The organism is Duganella kummerowiae (assembly GCF_053572355.1).
The window spans coordinates 439,577-461,838 of record NZ_JBKFEH010000008.1; the positions used below are offsets into that span (position 1 = coordinate 439,577).

Annotated in this window: 14 protein-coding genes and 4 tRNA genes; 2 read left to right on the top strand and 16 right to left on the bottom strand. The window is 63.7% G+C overall.

All coding sequences use genetic code 11. From position 1 onward, the window contains the following. Window positions 1-96 precede the first annotated feature (96 nt). From rpoC to ACLB1G_RS09840, 13 genes are all read right to left on the bottom strand, one after another. The gene (gene rpoC, locus ACLB1G_RS09780) at window positions 97-4,326 is read right to left on the bottom strand and encodes a DNA-directed RNA polymerase subunit beta' (protein WP_491627006.1); all 4,230 of its coding nucleotides are present in this window, start codon (window positions 4,324-4,326) and stop codon (window positions 97-99) included. Window positions 4,327-4,461: 135 nt separating this feature from the next. Then, window positions 4,462-8,571 (bottom strand): DNA-directed RNA polymerase subunit beta, encoded by a 4,110-nt coding sequence (rpoB, locus tag ACLB1G_RS09785; protein ID WP_491627007.1) that lies wholly within the window; start codon window positions 8,569-8,571, stop codon window positions 4,462-4,464. 245 nt (window positions 8,572-8,816) lie between these two features. After that, complete coding sequence (rplL, locus tag ACLB1G_RS09790) at window positions 8,817-9,194, bottom strand: 50S ribosomal protein L7/L12 (protein WP_491627008.1); 378 nt, start codon at window positions 9,192-9,194, stop codon at window positions 8,817-8,819. Window positions 9,195-9,261: 67 nt separating this feature from the next. Continuing rightward, window positions 9,262-9,798: a 50S ribosomal protein L10 gene (gene rplJ / locus ACLB1G_RS09795; protein WP_491627009.1), complete on the bottom strand. Its 537-nt coding sequence runs from the start codon at window positions 9,796-9,798 to the stop codon at window positions 9,262-9,264. Between the two features lie 308 nt (window positions 9,799-10,106). Next, on the bottom strand, window positions 10,107-10,802 hold the full coding sequence (gene rplA / locus ACLB1G_RS09800) for a 50S ribosomal protein L1 (protein ID WP_491627010.1): 696 nt from the start codon (window positions 10,800-10,802) through the stop codon (window positions 10,107-10,109). Between the two features lie 2 nt (window positions 10,803-10,804). Beyond that, complete coding sequence (rplK, locus tag ACLB1G_RS09805; protein ID WP_491627011.1) at window positions 10,805-11,236, bottom strand: 50S ribosomal protein L11; 432 nt, start codon at window positions 11,234-11,236, stop codon at window positions 10,805-10,807. A 111-nt stretch (window positions 11,237-11,347) separates the two neighbouring features. Next, complete coding sequence (gene nusG / locus ACLB1G_RS09810) at window positions 11,348-11,962, bottom strand: transcription termination/antitermination protein NusG (protein ID WP_491627012.1); 615 nt, start codon at window positions 11,960-11,962, stop codon at window positions 11,348-11,350. Beyond that, entirely contained in the window at window positions 11,962-12,345 is a 384-nt protein-coding gene (gene secE / locus ACLB1G_RS09815) for a preprotein translocase subunit SecE (protein WP_491627013.1), read from the bottom strand. Before secE ends, nusG begins: the two co-directional genes overlap by 1 nt. A 31-nt stretch (window positions 12,346-12,376) precedes the next feature. Further along, window positions 12,377-12,452: transfer RNA gene (locus ACLB1G_RS09820), tRNA-Trp, on the bottom strand. A 68-nt stretch (window positions 12,453-12,520) separates the two neighbouring features. Then, window positions 12,521-13,711: an elongation factor Tu gene (tuf, locus tag ACLB1G_RS09825; RefSeq protein WP_491626963.1), complete on the bottom strand. Its 1,191-nt coding sequence runs from the start codon at window positions 13,709-13,711 to the stop codon at window positions 12,521-12,523. 100 nt (window positions 13,712-13,811) lie between these two features. After that, window positions 13,812-13,886 (bottom strand) — tRNA-Thr (locus ACLB1G_RS09830). 46 nt (window positions 13,887-13,932) lie between these two features. Then, a tRNA-Gly gene (locus ACLB1G_RS09835) sits at window positions 13,933-14,006 on the bottom strand. A 44-nt stretch (window positions 14,007-14,050) separates the two neighbouring features. Next, window positions 14,051-14,135: transfer RNA gene (locus ACLB1G_RS09840), tRNA-Tyr, on the bottom strand. Window positions 14,136-14,340: 205 nt separating this feature from the next. Between ACLB1G_RS09840 and ACLB1G_RS09845 the strand changes: the two genes are divergently transcribed. Continuing rightward, a complete protein-coding gene (locus ACLB1G_RS09845) occupies window positions 14,341-17,613 on the top strand; it encodes a bifunctional diguanylate cyclase/phosphodiesterase (RefSeq protein ID WP_491627270.1) in 3,273 nt (1,090 codons plus the stop codon). A 50-nt stretch (window positions 17,614-17,663) separates the two neighbouring features. Here the strand turns inward: ACLB1G_RS09845 and ACLB1G_RS09850 are convergent, their stop codons facing one another. Next, window positions 17,664-19,244 (bottom strand): DUF3369 domain-containing protein, encoded by a 1,581-nt coding sequence (locus ACLB1G_RS09850; RefSeq protein WP_491627014.1) that lies wholly within the window; start codon window positions 19,242-19,244, stop codon window positions 17,664-17,666. A 146-nt stretch (window positions 19,245-19,390) separates the two neighbouring features. On the opposite strand from ACLB1G_RS09850, the gene ACLB1G_RS09855 reads away from it, so the two are divergent. After that, window positions 19,391-19,873 carry a chemotaxis protein CheW gene (locus ACLB1G_RS09855; protein ID WP_491627015.1) on the top strand — a complete coding sequence of 161 codons (483 nt, stop codon included), beginning with the start codon at window positions 19,391-19,393 and terminating at the stop codon, window positions 19,871-19,873. Window positions 19,874-19,973: 100 nt separating this feature from the next. Here the strand turns inward: ACLB1G_RS09855 and ACLB1G_RS09860 are convergent, their stop codons facing one another. Beyond that, entirely contained in the window at window positions 19,974-20,975 is a 1,002-nt protein-coding gene (locus tag ACLB1G_RS09860; protein ID WP_491627016.1) for a J domain-containing protein, read from the bottom strand. 135 nt (window positions 20,976-21,110) lie between these two features. Next, window positions 21,111-22,262 carry a class I SAM-dependent methyltransferase gene (locus ACLB1G_RS09865; protein WP_491627017.1) on the bottom strand — a complete coding sequence of 384 codons (1,152 nt, stop codon included), beginning with the start codon at window positions 22,260-22,262 and terminating at the stop codon, window positions 21,111-21,113.

A 22,262-nucleotide genomic window follows, 5' to 3' on the forward strand; every position in this document is an offset into this window, starting at 1 on the left:
ATGAAATACCCGGCGCCGGCAGTGCAGGACGCATGCTGACATCATAAAAAAAACGGCACCCGAAGGTGCCGTTTTGTGTTGCGTGCGACGCTGAGCTTACGCTTCGTCGCCGTGCGGAGCGGCCTGCTCGATGCTCTCCAGCTCGCTGGCCATGGCAGCCTTCTCGGCCGCCAGCAGGGCTTGGCGTTCTTCCACTTCCCACAGTTCTTTCTCTTTGCGGGCGCGGTGGAAGGCCAGGCCGGTACCGCCAGGGATCAAACGGCCCACGATCACGTTTTCTTTCAGGCCACGCAGACCATCGCGTTTGCCCATGATCGCAGCTTCGGTCAGCACGCGGGTGGTTTCCTGGAACGATGCGGCCGAAATGAAGGAATCGGTCGACAGCGAAGCCTTGGTAATACCCAGCAGTACGTTTTCGTAAGTGGCCGGCAGTTTGCCTTCCGCAATCACGCGGTCGTTTTCTTCCAGCAGTTCCGAACGTTCCACCTGCTCGCCAACGATATAGTTGGTGTCGCCGGCATTAACGATCTGCACGCGGCGCAGCATCTGGCGCACGATCACTTCAATGTGCTTGTCGTTAATCTTCACGCCCTGCAGACGGTACACGTCCTGCACTTCGTCGACGATATAACGGGCCAGCGCTTCAATACCCAGCAGACGGAGAATATCCTGCGGATCGGCCGGGCCGTCCACGATCATTTCACCTTTATTCACCACCTGGCCGTCGTGGACCAGCACTTGTTTATCCTTGGTAATCAGGAACTCGTGCTTATTACCGTCCATGTCGGTAATTTCCAGACGCTGCTTGCCCTTGGTTTCCTTACCGAAGGCCACGGTACCGGTGACTTCCGCCAGCATGCCGGCATCTTTCGGCGAACGGGCTTCGAACAGTTCGGCCACGCGCGGCAGACCACCGGTAATGTCACGGGTTTTCTGCGACTCGGTCGGGATACGCGCCAGCACTTCACCGACGGACACTTGCTGGCCATCCTTCACCATGATCAGCGCGCCGACCTGGAAGCCGATCGACACGGCGTGCTCGGTGCCGGCGATCTTCACTTCATGGCCGTCGTCGTTCAGCAGTTTCACCTGCGGACGCATGGTCTTGGTCAGCGAGCCACGGCGCTTCGCATCGATCACCACCAGGGTGGCCAGGCCGGTCACATCGTCCACCTGACGGGCCACGGTCACGCCTTCCTCGACGTTCTCGAAACGCACCGTACCGGCATACTCGGTAATGATAGGACGGGTCAGCGGGTCCCAGGTCGCCAGCGGGGCGCCGGCTTTCACCGACATGCCATCCTTGACGATCAGGGTGGCGCCGTACGGCACCTTGTGGCGCTCGCGCTCGCGGCCGTGGTCGTCCGTGATCAGCACTTCGCCGGAACGCGAAATGACGATCTGGGCGCCCTTGCCGTTGGTCACGTAACGCATGGTCGCGGTGAAGCGGATCACGCCGTTGGACTTGGCTTCCACCGACGATGCCACTGCCGCACGCGACGCCGCACCACCGATGTGGAAGGTACGCATGGTCAGCTGGGTACCGGGTTCACCGATCGACTGCGCCGCCACCACACCGACTGCTTCGCCGGCGTTCACCAGCAGGCCGCGGCCCAGGTCGCGGCCGTAGCACTTGGCGCACAGGCCATAGCGGGTGTCGCAGGTCAGCGGGGTGCGGACCTTGACTTCGTCGATGCCCAGGCGTTCGATCTCCTCGACCATGTCCTCGTCCAGCAGGGTGCCGGCTTCGTACAGGGTGGCCTGGGTTTCCGGATTGACCACATCGGTACCGGCCACGCGGCCCAGGATACGGTCGCGCAGGGCTTCGATCACTTCACCACCCTCGACCATCGCCTTCATCAGGGTGCCGTTGGAGGTGCCGCAATCGTCCTCGATCACCACCAGGTCCTGGGTCACGTCGACCAGGCGGCGGGTCAGGTAGCCCGAGTTCGCGGTCTTCAGCGCGGTGTCGGCCAGACCCTTACGGGCGCCGTGCGTCGAGATGAAGTACTGCAACACGTTCAGGCCTTCGCGGAAGTTCGCGGTAATCGGCGTTTCAATGATGGAGCCGTCCGGCTTGGCCATCAGGCCGCGCATACCGGCCAGCTGGCGGATCTGGGCTGCCGAACCACGGGCGCCCGAGTCGGCCATCATGTAAATCGCGTTGAACGATTCCTGGGTGGTCTGGGTGCCGTCGCGCTTGGTGACGTCTTCCACTTTCAGCTGGTCCATCATGGCCTTGCCGACTTCGTCGGAGGTCTTGCCCCAGATGTCCACCACCTTGTTGTAGCGCTCGCCGGCGGTCACCAGACCGGAGGCGTACTGCTGCTCGATCTGCTTGACTTCCGATTCGGCGGTCGAGATCAGGGTGACTTTCTGCGGCGGTACCAGCATGTCGTCCACGCAGATCGAGATGCCGGCGCGGGTCGCCAGGCGGAAGCCCGACTGCATCAGCTGGTCGGCAAACACCACGGTGGCGCGCAGGCCGCACTTGCGGAACGAAGTGTTGATCAGGCGCGAGATTTCCTTCTTCTTCAGGGCGCGGTTCAGCACCGAGAAGGGCAGGCCCTTGGGCAGGATCTCGGACAGGATGGCGCGGCCGACCGTGGTTTCATAACGGGTCAGGGTGCGCACGAACTCGCCGGTGGCCGGATCTTTCGGATGCTCGACGATACGCACGGTGATGCGGGTCGCCAGTTCCACTTCCTTGTTGTCGTAGGCGCGGATGACTTCCGACACGTCCGGGAACAGCATGCCCTCGCCCTTGGCGTTGATGGCCTCGCGGGTGGCGTAGTACAGGCCCAGCACGATATCCTGGGACGGCACGATGGACGGTTCGCCGTTGGACGGGAACAGGATGTTGTTGGAGGCCAGCATCAGGGTGCGGGCTTCCATCTGCGCTTCGATCGACAGCGGCACGTGGACTGCCATCTGGTCGCCGTCGAAGTCGGCGTTGAACGCCGCGCACACCAGCGGGTGCAGCTGGATGGCCTTGCCTTCGATCAGGACCGGCTCGAACGCCTGGATACCGAGACGGTGCAGGGTAGGTGCACGGTTCAGCATGATCGGGTGTTCGCGGATCACTTCTTCCAGGATGTCCCACACCACCGGTTCCTGGATTTCGACCAGCTTCTTGGCCGCCTTGATGGTGGTGGCCAGGCCCATCAGCTCCAGCTTGTTGAAGATGAAGGGCTTGAACAGCTCCAGGGCCATCAGCTTGGGCAGACCGCACTGGTGCAGTTTCAGCTGCGGACCCACCACGATCACGGAACGGCCGGAGTAGTCGACGCGTTTACCCAGCAAGTTCTGGCGGAAACGGCCGCCCTTGCCCTTGATCATTTCGGCCAGCGATTTCAGCGGACGCTTGTTGGCGCCGGTCATGGCCTTGCCGCGGCGGCCGTTGTCGAGCAGCGAGTCGACGGCTTCCTGCAGCATGCGTTTTTCGTTGCGCGTGATGATTTCCGGAGCGCGCAGCTCCATCAGCCGTTTCAGGCGGTTGTTACGGTTGATGACGCGGCGGTACAGGTCGTTCAGGTCCGAGGTCGCGAAACGGCCGCCGTCCAGCGGCACCAGCGGACGCAGCTCGGGCGGCAGCACCGGCAGCACTTCCATGATCATCCACTCGGGCTTGATGCCCGAGCGCTGGAACGCTTCCAGCACTTTCAGGCGCTTGGCGTATTTCTTGATCTTGGCTTCGGACTTGGATTCCTTCAGTTCCACGCGCAGGGTTTCGGCATCGCGGTGGATGTCGATCGAGCGCAGCAGTTCACGGATACCTTCCGCGCCCATGAAGGCGGTGAAGTCGTCGCCGTACTCTTCGTACTTGGCGGCGTAGTCGTCTTCCGACATGATCTGGCACTTCTTCAGCGGGGTCATGCCGGGATCGGTCACCACGTACGCTTCGAAGTACAGCACGCGCTCGATGTCGCGCAGGGTCATGTCCAGCACCATGCCCAGGCGCGACGGCAGGGACTTCAGGAACCAGATGTGGGCGGTCGGCGAGGCCAGCTCGATGTGGCCCATGCGCTCGCGGCGCACCTTGGCCAGCGTCACTTCGACGCCGCATTTTTCGCAGATCACGCCGCGGTGTTTCAGGCGCTTGTACTTGCCGCACAGGCACTCGTAGTCCTTGATCGGGCCAAAGATCTTGGCGCAGAACAGGCCGTCGCGCTCGGGCTTGAAGGTGCGGTAGTTGATGGTTTCCGGCTTCTTGACTTCGCCGTAGGACCAGGAACGGATTTTCTCAGGCGAGGCGAGGCCGATCTTGATGGCGTCAAAGGTCTCGTTCGTCTGTACTTGCTTGAATAGATCGAGCAGGGCTTTCATGTATCACTCCAGGTAGTGATTAAATTCTACAAAGCGTCATCCCCGCGAAGGCGGGGATCCATGCTGAGCCGGCGCTACGACAGCTCGGGCCCGGCATGGGCTCCCGCGCAAGCGGGAGCGACAGCGGCCAGTGTCTTAGTTGCGTTCCAGGTCGATATCGATACCCAGGGAACGGATCTCTTTCACCAGCACGTTGAACGATTCCGGCATGCCAGCATCGATCACGTGGTCGCCCTTGACGAGGTTTTCGTACACTTTGGTACGGCCGTTCACGTCGTCGGACTTCACGGTCAGCATTTCTTGCAGCACGTACGATGCGCCGTACGCTTCCAGTGCCCACACCTCCATCTCACCGAAGCGCTGGCCGCCGAACTGGGCCTTGCCGCCCAGCGGCTGCTGGGTCACCAGCGAGTACGGACCGGTGGAACGGGCGTGCATCTTGTCGTCGACCAGGTGGTGCAGTTTCAGCATGTGCATCACGCCCACGGTGACCTTGCGCTCGAAGGCTTCGCCGGTGCGGCCGTCGTACATGGTGACCTGGTTCTTGGACGGGGTCATGCCCAGGTGGGCGGCGATATCGTCCGGATAAGCCAGGTCCAGCATGCGGCGGATTTCCGATTCGTGGGCGCCGTCGAACACCGGGGTGGCAAACGGCACGCCGCGCTTCAGGTTGTTCGCCAGCTGCATCACTTCCTCGTCGCTGAAGGTGTTCAGGTCGTGGGTGCCATGCTTGTCGGCGTAGATGGTGGACAGGAACTTGCGCAGTTCCTCGACCTTGGCTTGCGCCTTCAGCATTTCGCCGATGCGGATGCCCAGGCCCTTGGCTGCCCAGCCCAGGTGGGTTTCCAGGATCTGGCCCACGTTCATACGCGAGGGCACACCCAGCGGGTTCAGCACCACGTCGGCCGGGGTACCGTCCGCCATGTAGGGCATGTCTTCCACCGGCACGATGCGCGACACCACACCCTTGTTGCCGTGGCGGCCGGCCATCTTGTCGCCCGACTGCAGGCGGCGTTTCACGGCCAGGTAGACCTTGACCATCTTCTGCACGCCAGGCTGCAGCTCGTCGCCCTGGGTCAGCTTCTTGCGCTTCTCTTCGAAGGCCAGGTCGAACTGGTGGCGCTTCTCGTTGATGGATTCCTTGATGGCTTCCAGCGCGGTGGCGGCGTCGTCCTCGGCCGGACGGATGTCGAACCAGTGGTACTTGTCCAGGTCGTCCAGGTATTCCTTGGTGATCTTGGCGCCCTTGGCCAGCTTTTTCGGACCGCCGTTGACGACTTTACCGATCAGCATTTTTTCCAGACGCTGGAAGGCGTCGCCCTCCACGATACGCATCTGGTCGTTCAGGTCCAGGCGGAAGCGCTTGAGCTCGTCGTCGATGATCTGCTGGGCGCGCTTGTCGCGCGGGATGCCTTCGCGGGTGAACACTTGCACGTCGATCACGGTGCCGACCATGCCCGAAGGCACGCGCAGCGAGGTGTCTTTCACGTCCGACGCTTTTTCACCGAAGATGGCGCGCAGCAGCTTCTCTTCCGGGGTCAGCTGGGTCTCGCCTTTCGGGGTGACCTTGCCGACCAGGGTGTCGCCGGCCGTGACTTCGGCGCCGATGTACACGATGCCGGACTCGTCCAGACGGGCCAGCTGGTTTTCCGCCAGGTTGGAGATGTCGCGGGTGATTTCTTCCGCGCCCAGCTTGGTGTCACGCGCGACCACCGACAGTTCCTCGATGTGGATCGAGGTGTAGCGGTCGTCCTTGACCACGTTTTCCGAGATCAGGATCGAGTCTTCGAAGTTCAGGCCGTTCCACGGCATGAAGGCCACGGTCATGTTCTGGCCCAGCGCCAGCTCGCCCAGGTCGGTCGAGGCGCCGTCGGCAATCACGTCGCCCTTGGCCACGCGGTCGCCCACTTGCACGATGGGACGCTGGTTGATGTTGGTGTTCTGGTTGGAACGGGTGTACTTGATCAGGTTGTAGATGTCCACGCCGACTTCGCCGGCTTGCGCCTCTTCGTCGTTGACGCGGATCACCACGCGGCCGGCGTCGATGTAATCGACCACGCCGCCGCGCAGGGCTTGCACGGTGGTGCCGGAGTCGACCGCCACGGTGCGCTCGATACCGGTGCCGACCAGGGCTTTCTCGGGACGCAGGCAGGGCACGGCCTGGCGCTGCATGTTGGCGCCCATCAGTGCACGGTTGGCGTCGTCGTGCTCCAGGAACGGAATCAGCGAGGCCGCCACCGACACGATCTGGCCCGGGGCCACGTCCATGTACTGCACGCGCTCGGGCGAGACCAGGATGGTTTCGCCGGCTTCACGGGCCGACACCAGTTCGTCCGACAGCTTGCCTTCATCATCGATGGTGGCATTGGCCTGGGCGATGATGTAGCGGCCTTCTTCGATGGCCGACAGGTAGTCGATCTGGTCGGTCACCTTGGAGTCCACCACCTTGCGGTACGGGGTTTCCAGGAAGCCGTATTCGTTCAGGCGGGCGTACAGCGCCAGCGAGTTGATCAGGCCGATGTTCGGGCCTTCAGGGGTTTCGATCGGGCACACGCGGCCGTAGTGGGTCGGGTGCACGTCGCGCACCTCGAAGCCGGCGCGTTCGCGGGTCAGGCCGCCCGGGCCCAGGGCCGAGACGCGGCGCTTGTGGGTGATTTCCGACAGCGGGTTGGTCTGGTCCATGAACTGCGACAGCTGCGACGAACCGAAGAACTCGCGGATGGCGGCCGAGATCGGCTTGGAGTTGATCAGGTCGTGCGGCATCAGGTTGTCGGCTTCGGCCTGGCCCAGGCGTTCCTTGACGGCGCGCTCGACGCGCACCAGGCCGGCGCGGAACTGGTTCTCGGCCAGCTCGCCCACGCAGCGCACGCGGCGGTTGCCCAGGTGGTCGATATCGTCCACTTCGCCACGGCCATTGCGCAGCTCGACCAGGATCTTGATCACGGCCAGCACGTCTTCGTTCGACAGGGTCATGGCGCCGGTCAGTTCGTCGCGGCCGATGCGGCGGTTGAACTTCATGCGGCCCACGGCCGACAGGTCGTAGCGCTCGGGGCTGTAGAACAGGCCGTTGAACAGGGCTTCCACCGACTCTTCGGTCGGCGGTTCGCCAGGACGCATCATGCGGTAGATGGCGATGCGGGCGGCGGTCTGGTCGGCGGTGTCGTCGATACGCAGGGTTTGCGAGATGTAGCCGCCCTGGTCCAGGTCGTTGGTGTACAGGGTCTGGATGTCGGCGATATTGGCTTCGCGCAGGCGGCCCAGCAGCTCTTCGGTCAGCTCGTCATTGGCCAGGGCCACCACTTCACCGGTGTCCTGGTCGACGATGTTCTTGGCCAGCACGCGGCCCAGCAGGTAGTCTTCCGGCACGGAGATGTGCTTCAGGCCGGCGGCGTCGATGTCGCGCACGTGCTTGGCGTTGATGCGCTTGTCCTTCATGACGATGGTCTTGCCGGTCTTCGGGTCGACGATGTCGAAGCGAGCGACTTCACCGCGCAGGCGCTCGGCCACGAATTCCATCTCGGCGCCTTCCGAGCGCAGGTGGAAGTTGTCGAACACGAAGAAGTTGGCCAGGATTTGTTCCGGCGTCATGCCGATGGCCTTCAGCAGGATGGAGACCGGCATCTTGCGGCGGCGGTCAACGCGGAAGTACAGGATATCTTTCGGGTCGAACTCGAAGTCCAGCCAGGAGCCACGGTAGGGGATGATGCGGGCCGAGAACAGCAGCTTGCCGGAGGAGTGGGTCTTGCCGCGGTCGTGCTCGAAGAACACGCCAGGCGAGCGATGCAGCTGAGAAACGATCACGCGCTCGGTGCCGTTGATCACGAACGAACCGGTGGAGGTCATCAGGGGCAGTTCGCCCATGTAGACTTCCTGTTCCTTCATTTCCTTGACCACGGGCTTGGTCGGCGATTCCTTGTCCAGGATCACCAGACGCACCTTGGCGCGCAGCGGCGAGGCAAAGGTCAGGCCGCGCAGCTGGCATTCCTTGACGTCAAACGCGGGGTCGCCCAGCACGTACGACAGGAATTCCAGGCGGGCGAAGCCATTGTGCGACACAATGGGGAAGATCGAGGTGAAGGCCGACTGCAGGCCATCGTTCTTGCGCGCGGACGGAGGCACGTTCTCTTGCAAGAAACTGTGGTAGGACTCGAGCTGGGTAGCCAGCAGGAACGGAACGTTGTGGACGTTGGCGCGTTTCGCGAAGGATTTGCGAATGCGTTTCTTCTCAGTAAATGAGTAGTGCATGGACACTCCGTGAGTGACAGAAAGGATAAAAACTTCAGGTTTTGCCAGTGGGCGCGCGGTCTGTTGTCACACAGACGAAACCTCAAGCTTCTACCATTCCAGCGGATCGAAAAAACAGCAGCGTGTGTGGTACAGGTGCTACAAATACGACAAAGACGACAAAGGAGCCAAAGCCGGATTCCCCCCTTTCAGAGGGCATCCGCAACTTTGGCTCGGGGCGTTCAACAACTACGCCGTACTACAGATTACTTCAGATCGGCCTTGGCGCCAGCTTCTTCCAGCTTTTTCTTGGCGGCTTCAGCGTCAGCTTTCGACAGGGCTTCTTTCACGGTCTTCGGAGCGCCATCGACCACGTCTTTGGCTTCTTTCAGGCCCAGACCGGTGATTTCGCGCACGGCCTTGATGACGCCGACCTTGTTGGCGCCGACTTCGGTCAGGACCAGGTTGAACTCGGTCTGCTCTTCAGCAGCAGCTGCACCAGCAGCGGCGCCGCCAGCAGCCGGAGCTGCCATGGCAGCGGCCGACACGCCGAATTTTTCTTCGAAAGCTTTGACCAGGTCGTTCAGTTCCATGACGGACAGTTCAGCGACTGCGTTCAGGATGTCTTCTTTGCTAATTGCCATTTGAAACTCCAATAATTTTTTTGATACGTTAATTCAGATCGGTACTGAGGAAAAAATCGGGACGCAATCAAGCGGCCGGGGCTTCTTCGGCGACAGCTTCTGCTGCGGCCGGAGCGCCTTCGGATTTTTTCGCTGCCAGGGCAGCCAGACCACGTGCAAAGCCCGAAACAGGAGCCAGCATAACGCCCAACAGCTGCGAGATGAGGACTTCACGGCTCGGAATGCTCGCCAACGCGGCAACACCAGCTTTATCCAGCTGTTTGCCTGCGTAGTTACCAGCCTTGATGACCAGTTTGTCGTTGGTTTTGGCGAAATCAGCAATGATTTTCGCTGCAGCAACGGCGTCGTCCGAGATCGAGTAGATCAGCGGACCGGTCATTTCATCGGCCAGGTTGGCGAATTGCGTACCTTCAACGGAACGGCGGGCCAGGGTGTTTTTCAACACACGCAGGTACACGCCTTGGGCACGCGCTTTGGCACGAAGTTGCGTCAAGTGACCAACCTGGATGCCACGGTACTCGGCCACGACGATGGTTTGCGCAGTTGCTACTTTTGCGGAAACTTCGGCGACGACGGCCTTTTTGTCATTCAGATTGAGACCCACGGTCAACCTCCTTAAATGATGCGCAGCTAATGCCTTGCATCGGTTCGAACAACGGCGTCCGAGGTTTAGGAGTCCTATGGACTACGAAACTTGATCGGGTACACCATCTGCGTTGGGTGAGAACTTTCAATTAACCCCGCGCCTGCCTGATGCGCGGAGCCCAACGGTCTTTGATTGTTGGCTGTCCGGTTTATGGCCGGACAACCACCCCAAAGATGCGCCCCGCGCTACACTGCGGGGACTTGATTCAGTCAGCGGTGCCAGGGACCAACACGCTGCGCGTGTCAGCACCTGGACACCGGAGGTTGTTACGCTGCCAGGGTAGCCTGGTCCACGCGGACACCGGCGCCCATGGTCGAGGACAGCGAGACCTTGCGCAGGTACACGCCTTTGCTCGAGGCAGGCTTGGCTTTGTTCAGGGCGTCGATCAGGGCGACCAGGTTGGTCTTCAGATCCGCATCGCTGAACGATTTACGGCCGATGGTGGCGTGGATGATACCAGCCTTGTCGGTACGGTACTGGACTTGACCGGCTTTGGCGTTTTTCACGGCGGTAGCCACGTCAGGGGTCACGGTGCCGACTTTCGGGTTCGGCATCAGGCCGCGCGGGCCCAGGATCTGGCCCAGGGTACCGACGATACGCATGGTGTCGGGCGAAGCGATGACGATGTCGAAAGGCATGTCGCCGGCTTTGACGCGCTCGGCCAGGTCTTCCATGCCGACCACGTCGGCGCCAGCCGCTTTGGCGGCTTCAGCCTTGTCGCCGGAGGCGAACACGGCCACGCGTACGGTTTTGCCGGTGCCGGCGGGCAGCACCACGGAGCCGCGAACGACCTGGTCCGATTTCTTCGGATCCACGCCCAGCTGGACGGACACGTCGATCGATTCATTGAACTTGGCGGTGGCCAGTTCCTTGATCAGGGCGACGGCGTTGTCGAAGCTGTAGTTCTTGGTGCTATCGACTTTGGCCTTGATGGCTTGTGCGCGTTTGGACAGTTTTGCCATGATTACAGGCCCTCCACCGTGATGCCCATCGAACGTGCGGAACCGGCGATGGTGCGCACGGCAGCATCCAGGTCGGCAGCGGTCAGATCGGGGGTTTTCAGTTTAGCGATTTCTTCCGCTTGAGCGCGGGTCAGCTTGCCGACCTTGTCGGTATGCGGCTTGGACGAACCCTTGGTCACACCCGAGTGCTTCTTGATCAGGTAGGTGGCCGGAGGAGTCTTCATCACGAAGGTGAAGGACTTGTCGGCAAAGGCGGTGATCACCACCGGGATCGGCATGCCGGGTTCCATACCCTGGGTCTGGGCGTTGAAGGCCTTGCAGAACTCCATGATGTTCAGGCCGCGCTGGCCCAGTGCCGGACCGATCGGCGGGGAGGGGTTTGCTTTACCAGCTGGCACTTGCAGCTTGATAAAACCAATGATTTTCTTTGCCATGATGGCTCCTGTCTTGGATTTGAGTAGTAGCGCCCCGCGCGGCTGACTGCCAGGCGGGGCTCCTCTGGTACCGGATTCGCGTTCGCCCGTTCCGGCGAACGGTGGTACTGCTTAAACTTTTTCGACCTGGCCGAACTCGAGTTCCACCGGGGTGGCGCGGCCAAAGATGGTGACCGACACGCGCACCTTGGATTTCTCGTAGTTGACTTCCTCGACATTGCCGTTGAAATCGGTGAACGGGCCATCCTTGATGCGGACTTGCTCGCCCACTTCGTACAGCACTTTGGGCCGCGGCTTTTCCACGCCTTCCTGCATCTGCTGCATGATCTTGTCGATCTCGCGCGCGGGAATCGGGGTCGGCTTGTTCGACTTGCCGCCGATAAAACCGGTGACCTTGCTGGTGTTTTTCACCAGGTGCCACGTTTCATCCGTCATTTCCATTTCAACCAGCACATAGCCAGGGAAGAAACGGCGCTCGGTGACGGACTTCTGGCCATTGCGTACTTCCACCACTTCTTCGGTGGGCACCAGGATCTGGCCGAACTGGTCCTGCATGCCGGCGCGCTCGACGCGTTCCATCAGGGCGCGCTGCACGCTTTTTTCCATGCCGGAGTATGCATGCACTACATACCAGCGCTTGTTGCTTACTGGCGTGCTCAGCGGTGCTGCGCCAGCATCTTGCGCCGGCACTTCGCCGGACACGTCGTCTTGCACATTTTCGCTCATTATTTTCGTATACCCAGGATGACGTCGTACAACAGGAATTCCAGCGTCTTATCCGTGCCCCACAGGAAGATCGCCATGATCAGAACAAAGGCAAACACGATGCCGGTGATCTGGGCCGCTTCGCGGCGGGTCGGCCACACGACCTTCTTGGTCTCGCGTACCGATTCTTTGGCAAAATTCAGGAAATCACGGCCAGTGGTCGAGGTCCACAAGATCAGGACTGCAAAAGCTAAACCAGCTACTAGTGCGCCTGCGCGTACCAGAGCTGGTTTGTCTGCCAGGAAATAAAAGCCTACTACTCCTGCGATCGCGGCGACTATCGCCAGCACGACCTTGATCTTGTCATTCGACGTGCTGACGGTCTGCACGGATTGATTTGACATGTTCTACTTTCGGTGCCCTGCACCAGGATGGTGGCAGGGGCGGAGGGCATCGAACCCCCAACCTTCGGTTTTGGAGACCGACGCTCTGCCAATTGAGCTACGCCCCTTTAAAACTTACAGCAAGGATCTATCATACCACCCGGGAGGCCCGGGCGGTAGTCAGAATCGGTGTTACTTAAGCGATGATCTTGGCAACCACGCCGGCGCCGACGGTACGGCCGCCTTCGCGGATGGCGAAGCGCAGGCCTTCTTCCATGGCGATCGGGTTGATCAGCTTGACGGTGATCGACACGTTATCGCCAGGCATCACCATTTCTTTGTCGGCCGGCAGCTCGATCGAGCCGGTCACGTCGGTGGTGCGGAAGTAGAACTGCGGACGGTAGTTGTTGAAGAACGGGGTGTGACGGCCACCTTCGTCTTTCGACAGCACATAGATCTCGCCGGTGAAGTGGTTGTGCGGCTTGATCGAACCCGGCTTGGCCAGCACCTGACCACGCTGCACGTCTTCACGCTTGGTGCCGCGCAGCAGCAGGCCAACGTTGTCGCCGGCTTGACCCTGATCCAGCAGCTTGCGGAACATTTCCACGCCGGTGCAGGTGGTTTTCACGGTGTCGGTGATGCCGACGATTTCGATCTCTTCGCCGACCTTGATCACACCGCGCTCGACACGGCCGGTCACCACGGTACCGCGGCCGGAGATCGAGAACACGTCTTCCACTGGCATCAGGAAGGCGCCGTCAACGGCACGTTCCGGGGTCGGGATGTAGGAATCCAGGGCGTCGGCCAGGCGGATGATGCAGTCTTCGCCCAGCTCGCCTTGCTGGCCTTCCAGGGCCATACGGGCCGAACCCTTGATGATGGGCAGGTCGTCGCCGGGGAACTCGTATTTCGACAGCAGTTCGCGCACTTCCATTTCCACCAGTTCCAGCAGCTCGGCGTCGTCCACCAGGTCGCACTTGTTCAGGAACACGATGATGTAAGGAACACCCACCTGGCGGGCCAGCAGGATGTGCTCACGGGTCTGGGGCATCGGGCCGTCGGCGGCCGAGCACACCAGGATCGCGCCGTCCATCTGGGCCGCGCCGGTGATCATGTTCTTGATGTAGTCGGCGTGGCCGGGGCAGTCCACGTGGGCGTAGTGGCGGGTCGCGGTTTCGTACTCGACGTGGGCGGTGTTGATGGTGATGCCGCGTGCTTTTTCTTCAGGAGCAGCGTCGATCTGGTCGTAGGCCTTGGCTTCGCCGCCGAATTTTTTCGACAGCACGGTTGCGATCGCAGCGGTCAGGGTGGTCTTGCCGTGGTCAACGTGACCAATGGTGCCGACGTTGACGTGCGGCTTGGTCCGCTCGAATTTCTCTTTTGCCATTTTAGACTCCTAACGATTTTGATGTGATTGCCCGGGCAACGCCCGACTGTCTTAACTGATGCTCACTGCGCCGCGCGCAGGGCGCGGGTACTGCGAATTCTGGTGCCCTTGACGTGGATTGAACACGTGGCCTCTCCCTTACCAAGGGAGTGCTCTACCACTGAGCTACAAGGGCTTATTTGGAACAGCTAATCGATGCTTGCGCATCTGCATTGCAACTTTGGAGCGGGTGAAGGGAATCGAACCCTCGTCTTAAGCTTGGAAGGCTTCAGCTCTACCATTGAGCTACACCCGCGAGGTCCGTCTTCACTTTATACCACTCAGTCCTGCTGCAAAACTTGGTGGAGGGGGCTGGATTCGAACCAGCGTACTCATAGAGAACGGATTTACAGTCCGTCGCCTTTAACCACTCGGCCACCCCTCCGCGAGGAACCGCAGAGTATGAAGCAACTTTCTTAGACTGTCAACTCTTTTTCACCGCTTTCGCTTTGATGAAGAGCAACGTCTTGCTTCGGGACGAGATTCTAACTGCACGGACTGCAAAAGTGCAAGTGTTGTTTTTGTGTTGAAAAAAATCCTATACAATCGGCCGCACATCATCGACCGGGGAGCGTGGGATTTTGAAGCATGTGTACGCGGGCCCGAGGGGCTGGGGCCAGGTGCTGCTGGCCAATCTGGGCCTGTGGCTCCTGTATTTCGTGGTGGGCCGTTTGAGCCTGCTGCTGGCCCTGCCGCCCAGCTACGCCTCGCCCCTGTTCATGCCGGCCGGGGTGGCGCTGGCGGCCTGCGTGGCGGCCGGGCCGCGCCTGCTGCCGGCCGTGATGCTGGGCTCACTCAGCACCAACCTGGTCTATCCCTTCCTCAGCCCGCAGGGCGTGACCCTGGCCACCTTCCTGGGCGCCTGCGCGCCGGCCCTGGGCGCCGCCCTGCAGGCCTGGCTGGGCAGCCGGCTGTTCCTGCGCCATATCGACCCGGCCATCGGCTCCGGACGCGACGTGGTGCGCTTCCTGCTGCTGGCCGGCGGCGTCACCGTCACCAGCAGCAGCGTGTCGCTGGCCGGCATGCTGGCCGTGGGCGTGATAGCCTGGAGCGACTTGCCCATCAGCTGGCTGGCCTGGTGGATGGGCGACACCATCGGCATCCTGCTGGCCGGGCCACTGACCTGGATCGCGCTGGGCCGGCCACGCGCCCTGTGGTGGCGGCGCCGCTACCTGGTGGGATTGTCGCTGCTGCTGTCGGCGGCCGCCTTCATCACCATCTTCCTGCAGGCCCAGCGGTGGGAAACCAGCCAGCAGCGCCAGGCTTTCCTGCTCAAGGCGCAGCAGGCCGGCGACCTGCTGCAATCGCAGTTCAGCGAACACGAACGCTTCCTGTACGCCATGGCCCAGACCCTGGGCGGGGCCCGCCGCACCCTGGACCCGGACGACTTCGGCAGCATGGCGCACGGCTACCTGGACCAGCGTCCCGAGCTGCTGTCCATGGCCTGGCTGCGCCCGGTCGGGCATGGCCAGCGCGCGGCCTACGAGGCGGCCATGGCCGGCCGCGGCGGCCGCCCCTACGCCATCCTGGACCTGCACGATGGCGTGTTGGCGCCGGCCCCGGCGCGGCAGCACTACTTCGTCGCCACCCTGGTCGAGCCGCCGGCGGCGCGCGCCTATCAGGGCCTGGATTTTGAATTCGACCCGCAGCGCAGCCCGGCCCTGCAGCAGGCCCTGGCCTCCGGCAAGCCGACCGTGACGGCGCCGCTGCGCCTGCTGATGCGTCCGCAGAACGCCGGCCTGCTGCTGATACAGGCCATCCCCGGCGCCGAGGGCGGCGCGGCGCGCGGCGCCCTGATGATCGGCCTGCAGGTGGATGGCTACCTGGACCAGGCCTTGCGCCGGGTCGACTTCCCGCACTTCCGGGTGCGCCTGGCCGACAGCGCCGGCCAGGGTGCGCTGGCGGTGCTGCGCGACACCCTGCGCCGCCCACCCGGCGGCAACGATTACCGCCGTGTGCTGCACTTCGGCGGCCGCCAGTTCGAACTGGTGCTGGCGCCCACCCGCGCCTACCTGATGCAGCAGCGCGGCTGGCAAAGCTGGACCGTGCTGACCTGCGGCCTGCTGCTGACCGGCCTGCTGGGCGCGCTGATGCTGCTGATCAGCGGCGAGCGCGCCCGCATCCAGGCCCAGGTCAAGGACAGCACCGCCCGCCTGCGCGAGCGCGAGGCGCGCCTGCAGGCCATCCTGGACAAGGCGGCCGACGCCATCCTCACCATCGCCCACGATGGCCGCCTGGTATCGGCCAACGCCGCCGCCGGCCGTTTGTTCGGCTATCCGCCCGAGCAGATGGCCGGCCTGCCGCTGGCGCGCCTGCTGCCGGTGGACGGCGGCGCCGATACGGCGCGCCTGCTGCGCGGCATCGCCGCCGGCGCCAGCCACGAGCACCAGTCCGAGGGCTGGCGCAGCGACGGCAGCGCCTTCCCGCTGGCGGTCTCGGTCAGCGAGGTGGAACTGCCGGACGAACACCTGTTCGTGGCCATCCTGCACGACCTGACCGAGCAGCGCCGCGCCCAGGAACACATCCACCGCCTGGCCCACCACGACACCCTGACCGGCCTCGACAACCGGCTCTCGCTCAACCTGCGCCTGGAACTGCTGCTGGCCCAGACCCGCCGCAGCCAGGCCCGCGCGGCGGTGCTGTTCATCGACCTCGACCACTTCAAGAAAATCAACGACACCCACGGCCACCAAGTCGGCGACCTGCTGCTGCAAGCCGTGGCCCGGCGCCTGCAGGACTTGCTGCGCGAGGTGGACACCATTGCCCGCCTGGGCGGCGACGAATTCATCGTGGTGACCTCGGGCGACATCACGCCGGACGAGACCAGCGCCATCGCGGTGCGCATCGTCGAGGCCCTGGGCGCGCCCTACCAGCTGGACGGCAAGACCGTGCACAGCGGCGCCAGCGTGGGCGTGGCCATGTTCCCCGACGACGGCCAGGACAGCTCCACCCTGCTGCGCCACGCCGACACCGCCATGTACGCGGCCAAGAGCCAGGGACGCGGCAACTTCCAGTTCTTCTCGCCGGCCATGAACGCCGCCACCCATGAGCGCCTGCTGCTGGAAAACCGCTTGTGGCAGGCGCTGGAGCAGCACGAGTTCGAGCTCTACCTGCAACCGCAGGTGGAGCTGCACAGCCAGCGCATCATCGGCGCCGAGGCCCTGCTGCGCTGGCACCATCCGGAGCTGGGCATGGTGGGGCCGGACCGCTTCATCCCGATCGCCGAGGAATCCGGACTGATACTGCCGCTGGGCGACTGGGTGCTGCAGCGCGCCTGCGTGCTGCTGGCAGGGTGGCAGGACAGCGGCCTGGCCCACCTGCGCCTGGCGCTCAACCTGTCGGCGCGGCAGTGCCACGGCGCCGGCCTGCTGCCGCAGCTGGACAAATTGCTGCAGCAGCATGGCGTGGCGCCGGCCCGCCTGGAACTGGAGATCACGGAATCGGCCGCCATGCAGGACCCGGAACGCAGCCGGGTGCTGCTGCGCGAACTGCGCTCGCGCGGCATCAAGGTCGCCATCGATGATTTCGGCACCGGCTATTCCTCGCTCAGCTACCTGAAGCTGTTCGAACTGGACCGCATCAAGATAGACCGCGGCTTCGTCAAGGATATCGAGAGCGATCCCAACGATGCCGTGATCGTGGCGGCCACCATCGCGCTGGCCCATTCGCTGGGACTGGCGGTGGTGGCGGAAGGGGTGGAAACGGCGGCCCAGCGCGACTTCCTGCGCGCCAAGGGCTGCGACGAGGCGCAGGGCTACCTGTACGCGCGGCCGCTGCCGGTGGCCGAGTTCGAGGCCATGGCGCGCGCCGGGGCGGACTTGGCGGCGCCGGACCAAGGGCGCACCGGCGCCGGCGGCGCCTGAGCGACACCTGAGCGCAGCCGGGCGCGGTCTGAACGGCCCGGCCGACTTCCTCAGTCCGGGGTATGGCCCACCGAGGGATCGCGCTCGATCACGTCCAGCAGGGCCGCCACCACCTCGGGGTCGAACTGCTTGCCGGCCCGCTCGGTGATGTAGCGCATCACCTCCGTATGCGGCCAGGGGTCCTTGTAAGGCCGCTCGTGCAGCAGCGAATCGAACACGTCCACCACCGCCACGATACGGGCCGACAGCGGGATCTGGTCACCCCTGAGCTGGTTGGGATAGCCGTTGCCGTCGTAGTGTTCGTGGTGGGCGCCGGCGATCTCGGCGCCGTAGGTCAGGTAGCTGACCCCGTCCACCATGTTGGCGGCGCGCTCCAGGATGGTCCGCCCCACCGCCGCGTGGGCCTGCATCTGGCTGCGCTCCTCGGGCGTGTGCAGGCCGGGTTTGAGCAGGATGTGGTCGGGCGTGGCCACCTTGCCGACGTCATGCAGGATGCTGGCCAGGCCTATCATGTCCAGCAGCTGGGGACTGAGCTGGGAGGCGTAGTTGCCGCGCTCGTGCAAGCGCTGCGCCAGTGCGCTGGAGAGTTGCTGCACGCGCCGCACGTGGCCGCCGGTGCCGCTGTCGCGGAACTCGGCCAGGTCGGCCAGCGCCACCACGGTGGCTTCCTGGGCCTTGCGCAGCTGGCCAAAGATGTACAGGTTGTCGAAGGCGGCCGCGATGCGCTGGCAAAACACTTCCAGCAAGTCGCGCTGGATTTGCGCCAGCGGCCATGGCGGCGTGACGGAGATGGCCACCTCGCGGTTTTCCTGGGTGTGGATGAACAGCACGTTGGCCGGATGCTCGAACTGGCTTTTCTTTTCCGCGAAAGCCTTGGCGATGGTGGGCCATAGCGGATGGCTGGAGGGCATCTGCTCGCTTTCGCCCAGGGCCGCGTAATGGCCGGTGGCGGCCACCACCGTGGTGTGGCCGGTATCGCCCTGCATCAGGCACAGCACGCCGTCGGCGCCCACGTCGAGGATGGCGCTGACCTGGTTCAGCACGCCGGAGGCGAACTCGCGCAGCGAATGGATCTGGTACAGGTTGGTGGCCCCGGCCAGTATCTTGCCCAGCCCGATGCGGCTGCGCTCGAGCATGTTCAGGCTTTCATACGCGCGCAGGGCCGAGATCACGGTGGTGAACAGCTTTTGCGTGGTCAGCTCGGTCTTGGCCTTGTAGTCGTTGATGTCGTACTCGATGATGACGCGCTGCTCGGGCGCCTGGCCGGGCTGGCCGGTGCGCAGCACCACGCGCACGATGCTGTTGTGCAGTTCCTCGCGGATGCGGCGCGCCAGGATCAGGCCGGCATCATCGGTTTCCATCACCACGTCCAGCAGCACCAGGGCGATGTCGGGGGTGTCGCGCAGGATCTCGTAGGCTTCGCGCCCGCTGTGGGCGGAATACAGCTCCAGCTCGCGGCCCTTGAAGCTGACGTTGCGCAGCGCCAGGCGGGTGACGGCGTGCACGTCGGCGTCGTCGTCCACGATCAGGACACGCCACAGGCGCTGGTCGGGCGCGCCCGGGACGGGCTCCGGCTGTTCGTCGTCTTCCTCGATCAGCCAGTCATCGTCCGAGGCGGGGGTAGCGGTCATGCTGTCTCCTGAAGGGGCTGCTGGGGCTAGCATAATCAGAATGCCCTCCAGTGACAACCCCCATGGAAACGATCGTTGCCGCGCTCGTCAGCGCGGCCCGACTCTGATACTCTTTCACCACAAATCGGCACACCAAGGATCACATCATGCAAGAGACGGCATCCGGCAACGACATCGCAGGCCGAGAATTCCTCGCCTTCACCCTGGGCAAGGAAGAATACGGCATCGACATACTCAAGGTGCAGGAAATCCGCGGCTACGAGACCGTGACCCGCATCGCCAACGCGCCCGAGTTCATCAAGGGCGTGATCAACCTGCGCGGCATCATCATCCCGGTGGTGGACATGCGCATCAAGTTCAAGCTGGGCGAGGCCACCTACGACCAGTTCACGGTGGTGATCATCCTGAACATCGGCGGCCGGGTGGTGGGCATGGTGGTCGATTCCGTGTCGGACGTGACCACGCTGACCCCGGACCAGGTCAAGCCGGCGCCGGAGATGGGCACGGCCTTCAGCTCCGACTACATCATCGGCCTGGGCACCATAGCCGAGCGCATGCTGATCCTGGTCGACATCGACCGGCTCATGTCCAGCCCGGACATGGGCCTGAACGATATCGCGGCGGAATAGCCCCTGCGCCACAGCGGGCAGGCCTCGTTGAGGCTCCTCGCCGTAAACAGGAGCACGAGGAGTACGAGAAGTACGAGGAGTACGGCGCAGGGGTACGGCGCTAGCGCACCGGGGCGCCGGTACCGGCGCTGGCCTGGCGGCGCGGGCAGCCGGCCTGGTTGGCGGCCACGTCGATGTTCTGGTAGCGGATCTCGTAGCGGCCGCTGGCCAGCTTGTCGACCACCAGCTTGTCGTGCGCCTGCACAAAGGCATAGCGCACGTTGGAATGGCGCTCCATGTCGTACACCTTGATGAACACGGCCGAGGCATTGCCGGCGTTGTCCAGGGTCAGCTGCATGTCCTCGCCCTTGTTGGCCACCGGGAAACCCTCGACATAGCCGGATTCGGTCGGCCACGGTTCGCCATTGGGCGCGGTCAGGGTCTGGCTTTCGCTGTCGCAATCGGGCAGCACGCCCGGCAGCACCACCTGCGACAGGGCCAGCACCTTGATGGGCGCCTTGGCCGGGACTGCATCCGGGTACGAGGCGCGGCTGGCGGCCCAGCCGTCGGCGGCGCTGTCGGTCTTGGACTTGCCCGGTTCGGGCGCGCGCGCGGCGGGCTCGGTCAGGTCGCCCTTGCCGCCCCATGCGGAGGCCAGCATGGAGGACAGCAAATGCGGCTCGGCCACCATGGTCACGCCGCCGGCCCAGCCCAGCAGCAGACAGGCGGCCATGCCGCCCCACAGGCGCCAGCCGCGCCGGCGCGGCCGCACGGCCGGCTCCTCGGCGTGGTCCCAGGCCTGATGCGGCGCCTCGGGACGGCGCTCGTGCTTGTCGCGGGCGGCCGCATGGCCGTGGGCATCCTCGTGGCGGGTGCTTTCCAGCCACTCGACTTCCCACTCCTCGGCCGCGATCCACTCGTCGTGCTCCTTGCGGCGCTGCGGATCGGACAGGGTCAGGTAGGCGCTGTTGACGATGGCCATGATGCGCGCGGCTTTTTCATCGCCCGGATTCTTGTCCGGGTGATACTTCTGGCTGAGCGCCTTGTAAGCGGCACGTATGACCTCCTGCGGCGCCATGCGCGACACTTTCAGGTTGTCATAGTGAGTGTGTATCTTTGCCATCGTTACGAAAATGTTTGCCGGGCCGGGCGCCATCGTTTTCCACGCCGAATAGGCCATGATATCCGATCTTCTGCCGTAAATTGCGGCAAGCATGCAGGAATATCCATGCCTGTTCCTGCATTGTTGCTTTTTTATCTATAAACGATGGCTGCGATCCTGGGCCAGTATGGCGTCCGGCAATTGCACGCCCTTGCCCACCACCAGGACCTTGAACAATTCGCCCATCTCGGCCGGCGAGACCAGCTTGTGCACCGCCTTGGACTGCGGCAGATAGGCCCTGGCGTCGTCCGGATCGGTGCGCAGCAGCAGCTCGCCGATGCCGGCGCCCAGCAGGAACCCGGCCTGGCTGAAATAGCCGAGCACCTCGGCGCCGTGGTCCTGGGCCGCCAGCGCCGCCGCCGTGAAATCCACGTGGGCGGTCACGTCCTGCAGGCCGGGGTAATAGAAGGGATCGGCATGCGCGTGGTGGCGGTAGTGGCACATCAGGGTGCCGCCGTCGCGCTGCCCCAGGTAATACTCGTGGGCCGGGAAGCCGTAATCGATCAGGATGGCGGCGCCGCCCCGGCCGCGCTCGAGCATGCGCGCCAGGCTGGCCATGAAGCCGCAGGACGGGCCGTGCACTTCGCTGGTCCAGCCGTCCGGCAGGTAGTCCGGCTCGGGGATCTGGCGCGCAACCTGGGCCAGCAGCTCGGCGCCGGCCGGCAGCGGCTCCCAGGCGAAGCGGCCGTCGCGCACCGTCACGTGCAGTTCCTGCCAGCCGCCCTCGTGCTTGCGCACCAGCTGCACCGGCATGGCGTCCAGCACCTCGTTGCCCAGCACCACGCCATCCCAGGACTCCGGCATGCGGTCCAGCCATTCGACCTGGGGGAAGGCGGCCAGCTTGTCCTGCTGGCGTGCGCGCAGTTCGCCGGACAGGTCGACGATGGCGTAGCGCTGCACCTGCACCCCGGCGGCGCCCAGCTCGGCCAGCACATCATGGGCCAGCTGGCCGCTGCCGGCGCCGAATTCGAGGATGTTGGGCGCGCTTTGGGCGATAATAGCGGCTGCAGCCTGCGCCAGCGCAGCGCCGAACAGGGGCGTCAACTCCGGCGCGGTAGTAAAATCGCCGTCCGGGCCCAGCTTGGCGGAGCCGCCGCTGTAATAGCCCAGGTCGGGGGCGTACAGCGCCAGTTCCATGTAGCGGGCAAAGGAAATGGCGCCGCCGTGACGGGCGATGTCGTCGGCGATCAGCTGCTGCAGGGCGTGGGACGCGGCCAGGGCGTCGCTGGAAGGTGCGGGTAGTGTCAT